The sequence below is a fragment of the Streptomyces sp. NPDC087845 genome (assembly GCF_044742755.1).
Lineage (GTDB): Bacteria > Actinomycetota > Actinomycetes > Streptomycetales > Streptomycetaceae > Streptomyces.
The window spans coordinates 231437-245353 of the sequence record NZ_JBIUVC010000001.1; the positions used below are offsets into that span (position 1 = coordinate 231437).

The window sequence follows — 13917 nt, forward strand, 5'->3', positions numbered from 1 at the left end:
CCCCACCGACGGGAGGACGCTCGTGCCCGAGGAATCGAAGACCAGGAACACCCCCTACACCACGAACAACGCCGGAATCCCGGTGGAGAGCGACGAACACTCGCTCACTGTCGGATCCGACGGACCGATCCTGCTCCAGGACCACTACCTCATCGAGAAGATGGCCCAGTTCAACCGTGAACGGGTCCCCGAACGAGTGGTCCACGCCAAGGGCTCCGGCGCCTACGGCTTCTTCAAGGTGACCAACGACGTCAGCCAGTTCACCAAGGCCGACCTCTTCCAACCGGGCAAGCAGACCGCCATGCTCGCCCGCTTCTCCACGGTCGCCGGCGAACAGGGCTCCCCCGACACCTGGCGCGACCCCCGTGGTTTCGCCCTGAAGTTCTACACCGAGCACGGCAACTACGACATGGTCGGCAACAACACGCCGGTCTTCTTCGTGCGCGACCCGATGAAGTTCCAGGACTTCATCCGCTCGCAGAAGCGCCGGCCGGACAGCGCGGTGCGCGACCACGACATGCAGTGGGACTTCTGGACGCTCTCCCCCGAGTCCGCGCACATGGTGACGTGGCTGATGGGCGACCGGGGCATCCCGCGGACGTACCGCCACATGAACGGCTACAGCTCGCACACCTACATGTGGGTGAATGCCGGCGGCGAGAGGTTCTGGGTCAAGTACCGCTTCAAGACCGACCAGGGCATCGACTTCTACCCGCAGGCCGAGGCGGACGAGATGGCCGGCCTCGACGGCGACGTGCACCGCCGCGACCTCTTCGAGTCGATCAAGCGCGGCGACCACCCGAGCTGGACGCTGTACGTCCAGATCATGCCGTTCGACGACGCGCCGGACTACCGGTTCAACCCGTTCGACCTCACGAAGGTGTGGCCGCACGGCGACTACCCGGAGATCGAAGTCGGCCGGATGACGCTCGACGAGAACCCCGAGGACTTCTTCGTCCACATCGAGCAGGCATCCTTCGAGCCGTCGAACCTGGTGCCCGGCATCGGTCCGTCGCCGGACAAGATGCTGCTCGGACGGCTCTTCTCGTACCCGGACACCCACCGGTACCGGATCGGACCGAACTACGCGCAGCTGCCCCCGAACCGTCCGCGGTTCGGCCGGAACTCGTACGCGAAGGACGGCCCCATGCGGTACGAGCCGACCCGTACGGGAGCGGTCTACGCACCGAACTCGTACGGCGGTCCCGCGGCGGACACCCAGCGCTTCGGCGACCCGGCGGGCTGGGCCACGGCGGGCGAGATGGTGCACGAGGCGTACAAGCTGCACCGCGAGGACGACGACTGGGGCCAGGCGGGCACCATGGTGCGCAAGGTCCTCGACGAAGCGGCCCGCGAGCGGCTGGTGTCGAACATTTCCGGCCATCTGCTCGACGGTGTGAGCGCCCCGGTCCTGGAGCGCGCGCTGCAGTACTGGCGCAACGTGGACAAGGACCTCGGCGACCGGGTCGCCAAGAAGGTCAACGGCGGCTGACACCGTCGCGACGGCCGCACAGGAGAGGGGCGGTGCCGGCCGGCACCGCCCCTCTCCTGTGCGCGCACGGAGTCACGCGCTCATGGATTCACACGCTCATCGACTCGGCGGATTCTCGTTGCCGTTGGTGTTGACGTTGTTGCCCGGCCGCCCGGGGTCCGCCCCGCCGTCCGGCGGATCCGGGGACTCGCTGACCGGCGGATCCGGGGACTCGCTGACCGGCGGATCCGGGGACTCGCTGGCCGGCGGGCTGGGGGGCGTGCTCGGGCGCTGGTCCGGCGAGCCGGACGACTGGGACGGATCCGGGTCGGGGGTCTCCGACGGCGAGGTGCTCGCCGGCGGGCTGCTCGGCAGGGTGACCTCGCCGCGCTCGACGTCCTGGAGGTCGAACCGGGCCCCGGAACCGCCGTTCAGCGCGCCGAGGGTGTAGTCCGCCCAGATCTCCGCCGGGAAGCCACCACCGTTGGCCCGGCCGGAGTTGGCGGTACCGGTCAGGGTGACCTGGCCGCCGCCCTCCTTGGGGGATTCGCCGAAGAGCGCCACCACCGTGGTGAGGTCCGGGGTGTACGCGGCGAACCAGGCCGACTTGTTGTTCTCGGACGTACCCGTCTTGCCCGCCGCCTGGTACGCCGAGGCGTTGGCCGCCTTGCTGCCGGAGCCGCTCTCCACGACGCCCTTCAGGACGGAGGTGACGGTGTCGGCGGACTTGCGGCTGATCACCTGGCCGCCGACGCCCTTGACCGGCTCGACCGTCCGGTCGCGGTGCTTGGCGGACTTCACGATGAACGGGGTGACCTTCTTGCCGTGGTTGTCGAGGGTGGCGTACGCCCCCGCCATGTCCCACGTCGAGGCGTTCATCGTGCCGAGCGTGATGGCGGGACGCTCGGGGAAGTTCTTGTCGGGGAGGCCGAGGGCCAGCGCGGTCTTCTTCACCGCGGGCGGGCCGACATCGACCACCATCTGCGCGAAGACCGAGTTGATCGACTTGTTCATCGCGTTCTGCACGGTGACGTCGCCGTAGCTGACGTTGTCCTCGTTCTGCGGGGCGAACGGGGTGTCGCTGCCCACCACGGGCCGCTTGCTGGTGCCGTCGTAGCGGGTGTTGACGCCGATCAGGTCGCCGCCCTGGGTCTTCGACTCGTTCTCCAGCGCGGAGGCGAGCACCAGCGGCTTGAAGGTGGAGGCGGGCTGGTAGTCCTGGCGCGTGGCGTTGGATATGTAGTGCTTGACGTAGTCCACCCCGCCGTAGAGCGCGACGACGGCACCGGTCTTCGGATCGACCGAGGTGGCGCCCGCCTGGACGGTCGCGTCGACCTTGCTGTCCTTGCGGTCCAGCTTGGACTCCAGCTGGCGGTCGACCGCCTTCTCCAGTTCCTTCTGGCGCTTCTTGTCGATGTTGAGGGTGAAGGTCCAGCCGCCGGCCTGCCGCATGTCGCCGGTGATGCCCTGCTTGTCCAGCTCCTTGTTGGCCGCCTCCACGAGGTAGCCGGTCTGGCCCTCCATGCCGCGGGCGGGCTTGGGCTTGTCCGGGACGGGGAACTTCAGGGTGTCGCGCTCGGACTTGTCGAGCCAGTGCATCTCGACCATGTTGTCGAGCGTGTAACCCCAGCGGTCCTTGACGAGCTTCTTGCCGGTCGGCGACGCGATCGCCCAGTCGTACTGGCTGGGAGCCTGGAGCAGCGCGGCCAGGTAGGCACCCTGGGAGACGTTGAGGTCCTTGGCGTCGACGCCGTAGTAGGCCTGCGCCGCAGCCTGGATCCCGCTCGCACCGCGTCCGTAGTAGGCGGTGTTGATGTACCCGGCGAGGATGAAGCTCTTGTCCTTCTTCTGGTCGACCTTGAGGGAGATCACCAGTTCCTTGAGCTTCCGGCTGATCGTCGGGTCCTGCGTCAGGTAGTAGTTCTTCACGTACTGCTGGGTGATGGTCGAGCCACCCTGCTTGCCCTTGCCGGTGAGCGTGCTGAGGATGCCGCGCGCGGTGCCCTTCAGGTCGACGCCCTTGTCCTGGTAGAACGTCTTGTTCTCGGCGGCGACGAAGGTGTGCTGCACCTCCTTGGGAACCTCGGCCAGGTCCACGATCTGGCGGTTGACCCCGTCACCGGTCCGGGTCAGCACGGTGCCGTCGCTGTACTGGTAGACGTTGCTCTGCCGCTCGGCCAGGGCGTTGGCCTTCGGGATGTCCACGTACATGTAGAGCGCGACGAAGGCGCCCATGATCAGCAGGCAGAACCCGAAGAACGTGCCCAGCATCTTCTTCCAGGTGAAGAGTCTGCGTATGCCGCCGCTCTTCGCAGCCCGCCGCGACCCGCGCCGCTGGGCTCGTCGCGCATCCGCTCGACCCATCTCTGTGTTGCTCCCGTTTCTCTGCTCGACCAGATCAGCTCAGCCCAGCCAGCTAACACCGTCGGCGAGGACAAAAAGCAAGCGATGCGGTCTTTTCCGGACGTGACAATCAGCACCCGTTCTCTAGGGAACCGACTCATGAGAGGGGCCGAGGGTTGCGAATCCGAGTAATGTGTAATCACATTGATAGCACCGAGTACCGCTCTGCCAGTCTTTCGAAACGGGGATCCCATGCCCGACCAAGGCAATCCGCACGCCGTGTCCACCCTGACCGCCGACCTCACGCCCGACGCCCCCGAGATGCCCGAACCACAGGTGAGAGAGGTGACGGCGCACAGCATCCCCGGCGGCCTCGGCCTGCTGCTGACCGTGATCGGGGTGATCGCCGGCATCGGCCTGGCCATCGTCGGCGGCGTCATCGGCTCGAACGGGAACAACGGCGCGGGCATCCCGGTGTGCATATTCGGGGCCCTGCTCGTCATCGCCTCGTTCTTCTGCATGACGGGTGTGAAGATGGTCGCACCGGGCGAGGCTCGGGTGATCCAGCTCTTCGGCCGGTACGTGGGCACGATCCGCACCGACGGGCTGCGCTGGATCAATCCGCTCACCAGCAGCCGGAAGATCTCCACCCGGGTCCGCAACCACGAGACCGCGGTCCTGAAGGTCAACGACGCCTACGGCAACCCGATCGAGCTCGCCGCGATCGTCGTCTGGAAGGTCGAGGACACCGCGCAGGCGCTCTTCGAGGTCGACGACTTCCTGGAGTTCGTCGCCACCCAGACCGAGTCGGCCGTCCGGCACATCGCCATCGAGTACCCGTACGACGCCCACGAGGAGGGCGGCCTCTCCCTGCGCGGCAACGCGGAGGAGATCACCGAGAAGCTGGCCGTGGAGCTCACCGCCCGGGTGCAGGCCGCCGGTGTGCGGATCATCGAATCGCGCTTCAGCCATCTCGCGTACGCCCCCGAGATCGCCTCCGCGATGCTTCAGCGCCAGCAGGCCGGCGCGGTGGTCGCGGCCCGGCAGCAGATCGTCGAGGGCGCGGTCGGCATGGTCGAGATGGCGCTGTCCCGGATCGCCGAGCAGGACATCGTCGAGCTCGACTCCGAGCGCAAGGCCGCCATGGTCAGCAATCTGATGGTGGTGCTCTGCGGTGACCGCGCGGCGCAGCCGGTCCTCAACACGGGCACTCTTTACCAGTGACGGAAGACCAGTGACGGAAGAGACCCCCGGACGCGGGCCGCAGCAGCGCAAGCAGATGCTGCTGCGGCTGGACCCCGCGGTGCACGACGCACTCGCCCGCTGGGCCGCCGACGAACTGCGCAGCGCGAACGCCCAGATCGAGTTCCTGCTGCGCAGGGCGCTGGCCGAGGCGGGCCGCCTGCCCGGCACGGCCCGTCCGATCCCCCGCCGGGGGCGGCCGCCGAAGTCCCCGCCCTCCGAGTGACTCCGGGGGCCGGGGAAGGAGGAACCCCCGGTATACACCCGAGGTATACATGCCGTGTACAGTGCTGTGCATGTCTATCGGCCACACCCTGCTCGGACTCCTGGAGTCCGGCCCCCGCCACGGCTACGACCTCAAGCGCACCTTCGACGAGAAGTTCGGCCACGACCGCCCCCTGCACTACGGGCAGGTCTACTCGACGATGTCCCGGCTCCTCAAGAACGGCCTCGTCGAGGTCGACGGCGTCGAGAGCGGGGGCGGCCCCGAGCGCAAGCGGTACGCCATCACCGAGGCGGGCATCACCGACGTCGGCACCTGGCTCGCGCAGCCGGAGAAGCCCGAGCCGTACCTCCAGTCGACGCTCTACACCAAGGTCGTCCTGGCCCTGCTCACCGGCCGCAGCGCCGAAGCCCTGCTGGACACCCAGCGCACGGAGCACCTGCGCCTCATGCGCATCCTCACCGACCGCAAGCGCAAGGGCGACCTCGCCGACCAGCTGATCTGCGACCACGCGCTCTTCCATCTCGAAGCCGATCTGCGCTGGCTCGAACTGACCGCCGCCCGGCTCGACCGGCTCGCCACGGAGGTGGGCGCATGACCCCCGCCGGCTCCCTGCTCAGCGCCGACGGCCTGTACAAGTCGTACGGCCCGACGCCCGCGCTCGACGGCGCGTCGTTCTCCATCCACCCCGGCGAGGTCGTCGCCGTGATGGGCCCGTCGGGCTCCGGCAAGTCCACCCTGCTGCACTGCCTCGCCGGAATCGTCACCCCCGACCAGGGCACGATCACCTACGCGGGCCGCGAGCTCTCCGCGATGTCCGACGCCGAACGCAGCGCTCTGCGCCGCACCGAGTTCGGCTTCGTCTTCCAGTTCGGCCAGCTCGTCCCGGAGCTGACCTGCGTGGAGAACGTCGCCCTGCCACTCCGGCTGAGCGGCACCAAGCGCAAGGACGCCGAAGCCACCGCCCGCCACTGGCTGGAGCGCCTGGAGGTCGACACCGTCGGCGGCAAGCGCCCCGGCGAGGTCTCCGGCGGCCAGGGCCAGCGCGTCGCGGTGGCCCGTGCGCTCGCCGCCTCCCCCAAAGTGATCTTCGCCGACGAGCCGACCGGCGCCCTGGACTCCTTCAACGGCGAGCGGGTCATGCAGCTGCTCACCGAGGCGGCCCGGTCCGCCCATGTCGCCGTGGTCCTGGTGACCCACGAGGCCCGGGTCGCCGCGTACTCCGACCGCGACGTCACCGTGCGCGACGGCCGGGCCCACAATCTGGAGCACGCCGGATGACCCTGCTCGACCACAAGGACGCCCCGGCCGACGCACCGCCGCGCCCCGCCCGGCCCACCGGTTTCGCCTGCCTGCTGCGCGATCTCGCCCTCGGTGTCCGGTTCGCCGCGTCCGGCGGGCGCGAGGGCTGGATCCGCACCCTGCTGACCGCCGTCGGCGTCGGCCTCGGCGTGGCGCTGCTGCTGGTCGCCGCCTCCGTGCCGAATCTGCTCGACCACCGTTCCGCGCGCGACCAGGCCCGCTCCGAGACCAAGATCTCCGAATCACCCGACGCCCAGGCCGAGAAGACCGACACCTCGGTGCTCCGGATCAACGCGGAGACCGAGTACCGCGGCCGGACCGTCGGGGGCTACCTGATGCGTGCGGACGGTACGCGTCCGGTAGTCCCGCCCGGTGTCGCACGCTTCCCCGGCGCGAACGAGATGGTGGTCTCCCCCGCTCTGGAGAAGCTGCTCGGCTCCTCGGAAGGCAGCCTCCTCAGGGAGCGACTGCCGTACCGGATCACCGGCACGATCGCCGACCCCGGCCTGCTCGCGCCGGGAGAGCTGCTCTACTACGCGGGCAGCGACACGCTGACTCCCGCCAACGGCGGCCACCGGATCGCCGGTTACGGCGACCCGGGCCCGTCCGATCCCATGTCGCCGATCCTCGTCGTGCTGACCATCATGATCTGCGTCGTCCTGCTGATGCCGGTCACGATCTTCATCGCGACGGCCGTGCGGTTCGGCGGCGAGCGGCGCGACCGCAGGCTCGCCGCGCTGCGTCTGGTCGGTGCGGACATCCGGATGACCCGTCGGATCGCGGCCGGCGAGGCGTTCTTCGGGGCGGTGCTCGGACTGCTGGCCGGCCTGGCCTTCTTCCTGGTGGGGCGTCGCTTCATGGGCTCCGTCGAGGTGTGGGACGTCAGCGCGTTCCCGGCGGACCTGGTCCCCAACACCTGGCTGGCGGCGCTGATCGTGGTCGCGGTTCCGGTGGCGGCGGTCCTGGTCACGCTGGTCGCCCTGCGTTCGGTGATCATCGAACCGCTCGGAGTCGTGCGCAGCGGCCGCAACCGCAAGCGCCGGATCTGGTGGCGCCTGCTGGTTCCGGTCGCGGGCCTGGCGGTGCTCGTGCTGTCCGGCAAGACGGACACCGATGTGAACCCGTATCCGGTCGCGGGCGGCGCCGTGCTCGTGCTCGTCGGGCTCGCCCTGCTGCTGCCGTGGCTGGTCCAGGCGTGCGTGAACCGGTTGCACGGCGGTCCGGTGCCCTGGCAGCTCGCCACCCGCAGGCTCCAGCTGAGCAGTGGCGCGGCCTCCCGCGCGGTCAGCGGCATCACGGTCGCGGTCGCGGGCGCCGTGGCACTGCAGATGCTGTTCGCCGCGGTGGGCGACGACTTCAAGCGGATGACGGGACAGGACCCGAGACGGGCCCAGTTCTACACGTACTCCGAGACCGTCACCGGCGACGCGGCCACGCGGACCATCAAGAAGTTCCGGGCCACCGAGGGGGTGACCGGGGTCATCGGGATGGTCGAGACGTACGTCGTCAAACCCGGCAAGTACAAGGGCGACGACGTCCAGCCCACCACCTCGCTGACCGTCGGCGACTGCGCGACCGTGCGCGAGATCGCCCGGATCGGCTCCTGCAAGGAGGGCGATGTCTTTGTCGTCCACCCCCGGGACAAGGACACGGCCAAGTGGACGGACCGGACGGCCCGCAAGGGCAAGCCGGTCGAGCTCAACTACATGGTGGGGGAACCCGGCGAGAAGTCGAAGCTGTGGACCCTGCCCGCCGACGCCCGGACCGTTCCGGCCCGCCCCGATCCGATGGGCCAGGAACACTTCGGCATCGTGGCCACGGTCGGCGCGATCGACCCGACCACCCTGCCGCACGCCCAGACCAACGCGCAGATCCGGGTGGACCGGAGCGTCGAGGACGTCTCCGAGTACGTACGGAACACGGCGGCCGAGCTCGACCCGGGGATGCGCATCGCCGCCGTGAACTCGGTGGTCCGCGACCGGCAGTACGCCAGTGTGCAGAGGGGTCTCCAGGTCGGCGGGACCGCGACGCTGCTGCTGATCGCCGCCGCGATGCTGGTCTCGCAGCTGGAGCAGTTGCGGGAGCGCAAGCGCCTGCTGTCCGTCCTGGTCGCCTTCGGCACCCGGCGGACCACGCTCGGCTGGTCGGTGCTCTGGCAGACCGCCGTTCCCGTCCTCATCGGACTGGCGGTCGCGATCGCCGGTGGTCTCGGCCTGGGGGCCGTGATGGTCCGCATGATCAGCAAGAAGGTGACCGACTGGTGGCTGTTCCTGCCGATGGCGGGGGCGGGCGCGGCGCTGATCGCGCTGGTCACCCTGGTGTCGCTGCCACCGCTGTGGCGCATGATGCGTCCGGACGGACTGCGCACGGAGTGACGTCGCCATAGCCGCGAGGGGTGCGGTCCCGGCAACGGGGGACCGCACCCCTTTCCCGCGCCCTACCTGCCCGCCGTCACCCGGACCGGCAGCCCCCTCATCGCCACCCGCAGCGCCGCCGCGAACTCCTCGAACTCCTCGTGCCGCGCCGCCCCCGTCCGCATCGCCAGCGCCACCCGCCGCGACGGTGCGGGTTCCCCGAAGTACCCGGTGGCCAGCGCGTCGTTGCGGCCGGTCTCGACCGTCACCGCGGTACGCGGCAGCAGCGTCACCCCGAGTCCGCCGGCCACCAGCTGCACCAGTGTCGAGAGCCCGGCCGCGGTCGTGGTGACCGGCGCGCCCTCCGTACGCCCCGCTTCCCGGCATATGTCGAGCGCCTGGTCGCGCAGGCAGTGGCCCTCGTCGAGCAGCAGCAACGGCAGCTCGCGCAGGGCCTCGCGCGGGATGTCGGTGCGCCCGCCCAGCCAGTGGTCCCGCTCCATCACCAGCACGAAGTCCTCGTCGAAGAGCGGAAGCTCGGTCACGCCCGGCACACCGAGCGGCACGGCGAGCAGGAGCAGGTCCAGCCTTCCCGCGGCCAGCCCCTCCAGCAGGGAGGAGGTCTGCTCCTCGTGCACCTGGAGGTCCAGCTCCGGGTAGCGCTCGTGGACCAGCCGCAGCACGGTCGGCAGCAGGTACGGCGCGACGGTCGGGATCACGCCGAGCCTGAGCACTCCGGTGAACGGCGCCCGGACCGCCTCGGCCTCCTCCATCAGCTCACCGACGGCCTCCAGCACCGCCCGCGCCCGCACCGCCAGCCGCTCCCCGGCCGGCGAGAGCAGCACCTTGCGCGTCGTACGCTCGATGAGCTGGACGCCCAGGGCCTCCTCCAGCGCCGACACGGCCCCGGAGAGTGCCGGCTGACTCATCCCGATGGCTGCCGCCGCGTCCCGGAAATGCAGGCATTCGGCGACGGCCGCGAAGGCGCGCAGCTGCGACAGGCTGGGCTGTTTGGTCCGACTGCCCTGATTACTCTGCGCCACTGATAGGCACCTCCGATCATCACGACCGAGTATAGCTATTTCCGTGATCAATGCAGTCTGTGCCAAGGTGGGGACCGTCCAACCCTCAGGAACTCCCCCAAAAGGGATTTCCAACGCTGCAAGGAGAGCGCGTGCTCACTGTCGGTGACAAGTTCCCCGAGTTCGACCTGACTGCTTGTGTTTCGCTGGAGAGCGGCAAGGAGTTCGAGCAGATCAACCACAAGACCTACGAGGGCAAGTGGAAGATCGTCTTCGCGTGGCCGAAGGACTTCACCTTCGTGTGCCCCACGGAGATCGCCGCCTTCGGCAAGCTGAACGACGAGTTCGCCGACCGTGACGCCCAGGTCCTCGGCTTCTCCGGTGACTCCGAGTTCGTGCACCACGCCTGGCGCAAGGACCACCCGGACCTGACCGACCTGCCCTTCCCGATGATGGCCGACTCGAAGCACGAGCTCATGCGTGAGCTCGGCATCGAGGGCGAGGACGGTTTCGCCCAGCGCGCCGTCTTCATCGTCGACCAGAACAACGAGATCCAGTTCACGATGGTGACCGCCGGTTCCGTGGGCCGTAACCCCAAGGAGGTCCTGCGGGTCCTGGACGCCCTGCAGACCGACGAGCTGTGCCCGTGCAACTGGACCAAGGGCGAGAACACCCTCGACCCGGTCGCGCTCCTCTCGGGCGAGTGAGCTGACAGCGACATGGCACTCGACGAACTGAAGGCCGCCGTTCCGGACTTCGCCAAGGACCTGAAGCTGAACCTCGGTTCGGTCATCGGGAACAGCGAGCTCCCGCAGCAGCAGCTGTGGGGCACCGTCCTCGCCTGCGCGATCGCCTCGCGCTCGCCGAAGGTGCTGCGTGAGCTGGAGCCGGAGGCGAAGGCCAATCTCTCCGCGGAGGCGTACACCGCCGCGAAGTCGGCCGCCGCCATCATGGCGATGAACAACGTCTTCTACCGGACCCGGCACCTGCTGTCGGACCCCGAGTACGGGACGCTCCGCGCGGGCCTGCGGATGAATGTCATCGGCAAGCCCGGCGTGGAGAAGATCGACTTCGAACTGTGGTCGCTCGCGGTCTCCGCGATCAACGGCTGCGGCCAGTGCCTGGACTCCCACGAGCAGGTGCTGCGCAAGGCCGGCGTGGACCGTGAGACCATTCAGGAGGCCGTCAAGATCGCCTCGGTGATCCAGGCGGTCGGCGTGACCCTCGAAGCCGAGGCCGTGCTCGCCGAGTAGGACCAGCACCACCCCTGATACGAGAAGGGCCCCGAGGACGACCGACCGTCCACGGGGCCCTTCTTCTGTCCTCGTTCAGGTGGTCTTCCTGCCGCCGCCCTCGTCGCCGCCGCGGCCGATGCCCTCGTGCGGCGATCCCGGCGCGGGTGTCGGAGCGATGTCGAGCGCGGATGCCCCGTGCGGAGGCGGTGCGTGCCGCAGCGCCTCCTCCTGCCCGTACGAGCGCAGATAACCGACCACCGTGTTGGTGACCGCCACCAGCGGCACCGCGACGACCGCTCCCCCGATGCCCGCGATCATGCCGCCCGCGGCCACCGAGAGGACGACGGCGAGCGGATGCACCCGTACCGCGCGTCCCAGGATGAACGGCTGCAGCACATGGCCCTCGATCTGCTGCACGGCGAGCACCACGGCCAGCACCATCAGCGCGGCGAACACCCCCTCGGTGACCAGCGCGACGACCACCGCGAGCGCGCCGGAGACCACCGCGCCGACCAGCGGGATGAAGGCGAAGAGGAAGATGAAGACGGCGAGCGGCACCGCCATCGGCACGTTCAGGAACCAGATCCCGAGCCCGATGAAGATCGCGTCGATCAGCGCCACGACGACCGTGCCCCGCACATAGGCGGTCAGCGTCCGCCAGGCGCGGGGCCCGGCACCCGCGACGCCCGGCCGGGCCTGCGCCGGCACCAGCTTCAGCACCCAGTGCCAGATGCGCTTCCCGTCGTACAGCAGGAAGAGCGTCGAGAACATCGCCAGCAGCATCCCGGTGAGGAACTCCACCATCACGGTGACGCCCTGCAGTCCGGCGGAGGTGATCTGCTCGGTGTTGGTGCCGATGGTGTCGCTGAGGTTCTTCGCGACGTCGTTGATCTGCTGCTCGGTGACGTGGAAGGGGCTGTCGAGGAGCCAGTTCTTCAGGTCGTCGATCCCCGTCCGCACCTTGTCGGAGAGGGTGTCGATGTTGTCCATGACCTGCCAGACCACGAACCAGCCGACCAGCCCGATGATGACGAAGCCCAGAATCGCGGTGACCGCGGTGGCCAGTCCGCGCGGCAGGCCGTACCGCTTCAGCCGGGCGACGGTCGGTTGCAGCATCGCGGTGACGAGCAGCGCGGCGACGAAGGCCAGCACCACCAGCTGCACGGCGCTGATGACCCGCATCAGCACCCAGAGCGTGCCCGCCAGGACGAGCAGCCGCCAGCCCGCCTCGGCCGCGACCCGCATACCCCAGGGTATCGCCGCGACCGGATCGGGCCGGGCGGCCACGGAGGGCGCGTACGCGGGCGGCGGCGGCACATGTTCGGCGGCCGCGGCCTCGCGCCGGGCCCCGTCGTCCGGCACCGCTCCGGCGGGCACGGCTCCGGCGGGCACCGCTCCGGCAGGCACGGCTCCGGCGGGCACCGGCGGTTCGACGGGCTCGGCCCTGCCCCCCTCGGCCTCGGCCCTGCGCTGTTCCAGCCGCTCACCCAGCTCGGTCAGTTCGGCGCCCAGGCGGCCGAGCCACCCCGGAAGTTTCGACATGATCGTTTCCTCTTCCCCCGTCTTTCTCTCCCCACCGCTCCCCCACCGCTCCCCCGCCGAGCCGTCCGGACCCGACCGTACACGCGCGAAGCCCCTCACCGTAGGACGGCGAGGGGCTTCGTGTGGTTGAGACCAGAACCTCCGAAGGTTCTAGTACCAGTGGTTGGCCTGCCAGAAGGACCAGGCAGCGCACGGGCTTCCGTAGCGGCCGCTGTTCATGTAGCTGAGGCCCCACTTGATCTGCGTGGCCGGGTTGGTCTGCCAGTCGGCGCCGGCGGACACCATCTTCGAGCCGGGCAGCGCCTGGACGAGGCCGTAGGCACCGGTGCTCTGGTTGGTCGCCAGGTAGTTCCAGCTCGACTCCACGTTCACAATGTTGCTGAAGCACTGGAACTGGTCGGCGGGCACAATCTGACGCGCCATCGCCTGGATCTCGGCCACGGTGTACGAGCCCTTCACCGCGAACGAGGAAGCGCTGCGCATCTCGGAACGGCTGGCACGCTCGGAGTCCTTCTTGGCCTTGCGTTCCTTCTCCAGCTTGTCCTCGGCCGCCTGCTTCTTCGACTTGGCGTCCTTGGCGGCCTGGATGCGGGCCGCTTCCTCCACGGACCTCTTCGCCGCCGCGTCGGCCGCGGATGCCTGGGCGTCGGCCTGCTGCGTGAGCGAGGCGGTCTGCACCTGGGCCTGCTGGCCCGCAGGGATGTCGGCGAGAAGCGTGGTGTCGGCTGCGGTCGCCTCGAAGTTGTTGTCGTCGGCAGCGGGAGTGCTGCCCGAGGCAACGCCTACGACGGCGCCGACGGTGGTGACCGCGGTGGCTGACGCCACGGCGAACCCCCGGACCGAGATCCGGCTCACACGGTGTCCTTCCAGCATCGCCCGCTTAGGTGACCTCGCGGACGCAATCGTGCCCCTGGCGCTGGCCTCCCTACTGCTTGGGTCACGGGAGGCACGGACCCGGTGGGCAACTCCCCGGAGGGAGCGCCGCGTGGTGCTCGCGGGCGGCATACGGACGGCGATTGTTGAGTTGTGTGGTGCCTGGCACCTCTGGAGGTGCGGGTGTGCCGTATGCGGGGCCTGACGGAAGCAAGACTCTGCCGGACCGGCACACCGGGAGGCAATTCTCCGTTGCGTGTGAAAGCTCACACCTCGTTCGGAGCAAGTGATGTACGGAAAAGCCACCGCA

The 13917-nt window shown here is 69.2% G+C and carries 12 protein-coding genes; 8 read left to right on the forward strand and 4 right to left on the reverse strand.

The window, feature by feature from the left end:
- The first annotated feature begins 22 nt into the window (after positions 1 to 22).
- Positions 23 to 1492 carry a catalase gene (locus ACIOMQ_RS01025; RefSeq protein ID WP_402187471.1) on the forward strand — a complete coding sequence of 490 codons (1470 nt, stop codon included), beginning with the start codon at positions 23 to 25 and terminating at the stop codon, positions 1490 to 1492.
- Between the two features lie 96 nt (positions 1493 to 1588).
- Here the strand turns inward: ACIOMQ_RS01025 and ACIOMQ_RS01030 are convergent, their stop codons facing one another.
- A complete protein-coding gene (locus ACIOMQ_RS01030; protein ID WP_362200151.1) occupies positions 1589 to 3835 on the reverse strand; it encodes a transglycosylase domain-containing protein in 2247 nt (748 codons plus the stop codon).
- Between the two features lie 231 nt (positions 3836 to 4066).
- Here ACIOMQ_RS01030 and ACIOMQ_RS01035 point away from each other — a divergent pair, with 231 nt between their 5' ends.
- The 5 genes from ACIOMQ_RS01035 to ACIOMQ_RS01055 all read left to right on the forward strand — a co-directional run bounded on the left by ACIOMQ_RS01035 (position 4067) and on the right by ACIOMQ_RS01055 (position 8956).
- Positions 4067 to 5038, forward strand: a complete 972-nt coding sequence (locus ACIOMQ_RS01035) for an SPFH domain-containing protein (protein WP_402187475.1) — start codon at positions 4067 to 4069, stop codon at positions 5036 to 5038.
- A 55-nt stretch (positions 5039 to 5093) separates the two neighbouring features.
- Positions 5094 to 5282, forward strand: a complete 189-nt coding sequence (locus ACIOMQ_RS01040) for a hypothetical protein (protein WP_389794583.1) — start codon at positions 5094 to 5096, stop codon at positions 5280 to 5282.
- Positions 5283 to 5352: 70 nt separating this feature from the next.
- Entirely contained in the window at positions 5353 to 5877 is a 525-nt protein-coding gene (locus tag ACIOMQ_RS01045; protein WP_401753805.1) for a helix-turn-helix transcriptional regulator, read from the forward strand.
- The gene (locus ACIOMQ_RS01050; protein ID WP_362200139.1) at positions 5874 to 6560 is read left to right on the forward strand and encodes an ABC transporter ATP-binding protein; all 687 of its coding nucleotides are present in this window, start codon (positions 5874 to 5876) and stop codon (positions 6558 to 6560) included. Before ACIOMQ_RS01045 ends, ACIOMQ_RS01050 begins: the two co-directional genes overlap by 4 nt.
- Positions 6557 to 8956: an FtsX-like permease family protein gene (locus ACIOMQ_RS01055; RefSeq protein WP_401938071.1), complete on the forward strand. Its 2400-nt coding sequence runs from the start codon at positions 6557 to 6559 to the stop codon at positions 8954 to 8956. The genes ACIOMQ_RS01050 and ACIOMQ_RS01055 overlap by 4 nt, the downstream gene beginning before the upstream one ends.
- 62 nt (positions 8957 to 9018) lie before the next feature.
- On the opposite strand, the gene ACIOMQ_RS01060 is transcribed toward ACIOMQ_RS01055, so the two are convergent.
- Entirely contained in the window at positions 9019 to 9978 is a 960-nt protein-coding gene (locus tag ACIOMQ_RS01060; RefSeq protein WP_362200133.1) for a hydrogen peroxide-inducible genes activator, read from the reverse strand.
- 131 nt (positions 9979 to 10109) lie between these two features.
- Here ACIOMQ_RS01060 and ACIOMQ_RS01065 point away from each other — a divergent pair, with 131 nt between their 5' ends.
- Positions 10110 to 10664, forward strand: a complete 555-nt coding sequence (locus ACIOMQ_RS01065) for a peroxiredoxin (protein WP_362200130.1) — start codon at positions 10110 to 10112, stop codon at positions 10662 to 10664.
- A 12-nt stretch (positions 10665 to 10676) separates the two neighbouring features.
- Positions 10677 to 11210 (forward strand): alkyl hydroperoxide reductase, encoded by a 534-nt coding sequence (locus ACIOMQ_RS01070; RefSeq protein WP_361442585.1) that lies wholly within the window; start codon positions 10677 to 10679, stop codon positions 11208 to 11210.
- A gap of 75 nt (positions 11211 to 11285) precedes the next feature.
- On the opposite strand, the gene ACIOMQ_RS01075 is transcribed toward ACIOMQ_RS01070, so the two are convergent.
- Together ACIOMQ_RS01075 and ACIOMQ_RS01080 are read right to left on the reverse strand one after the other, a co-directional pair.
- Complete coding sequence (locus ACIOMQ_RS01075; RefSeq protein WP_401753799.1) at positions 11286 to 12734, reverse strand: AI-2E family transporter; 1449 nt, start codon at positions 12732 to 12734, stop codon at positions 11286 to 11288.
- A 150-nt stretch (positions 12735 to 12884) separates the two neighbouring features.
- The gene (locus ACIOMQ_RS01080; protein ID WP_362200123.1) at positions 12885 to 13589 is read right to left on the reverse strand and encodes a lytic transglycosylase domain-containing protein; all 705 of its coding nucleotides are present in this window, start codon (positions 13587 to 13589) and stop codon (positions 12885 to 12887) included.
- Positions 13590 to 13917: the final 328 nt, after the last annotated feature.

What these genes read in the sequence shown, in the direction of transcription:
- ACIOMQ_RS01035 (WP_402187475.1), top strand. Translation starts at nt 4,067, where the DNA reads ATGCCCGACCAAGGCAATCCGCACGCCGTGTCCACCCTGACCGCCGAC.
- ACIOMQ_RS01055 (WP_401938071.1), top strand. Translation starts at nt 6,557, where the DNA reads ATGACCCTGCTCGACCACAAGGACGCCCCGGCCGACGCACCGCCGCGC.
- ACIOMQ_RS01070 (WP_361442585.1), top strand. Translation starts at nt 10,677, where the DNA reads ATGGCACTCGACGAACTGAAGGCCGCCGTTCCGGACTTCGCCAAGGAC.
- ACIOMQ_RS01045 (WP_401753805.1), top strand. Translation starts at nt 5,353, where the DNA reads ATGTCTATCGGCCACACCCTGCTCGGACTCCTGGAGTCCGGCCCCCGC.
- ACIOMQ_RS01030 (WP_362200151.1), bottom strand. Translation starts at nt 3,835, where the DNA reads ATGGGTCGAGCGGATGCGCGACGAGCCCAGCGGCGCGGGTCGCGGCGG.
- ACIOMQ_RS01075 (WP_401753799.1), bottom strand. Translation starts at nt 12,734, where the DNA reads ATGTCGAAACTTCCGGGGTGGCTCGGCCGCCTGGGCGCCGAACTGACC.
- ACIOMQ_RS01040 (WP_389794583.1), top strand. Translation starts at nt 5,094, where the DNA reads ATGCTGCTGCGGCTGGACCCCGCGGTGCACGACGCACTCGCCCGCTGG.
- ACIOMQ_RS01050 (WP_362200139.1), top strand. Translation starts at nt 5,874, where the DNA reads ATGACCCCCGCCGGCTCCCTGCTCAGCGCCGACGGCCTGTACAAGTCG.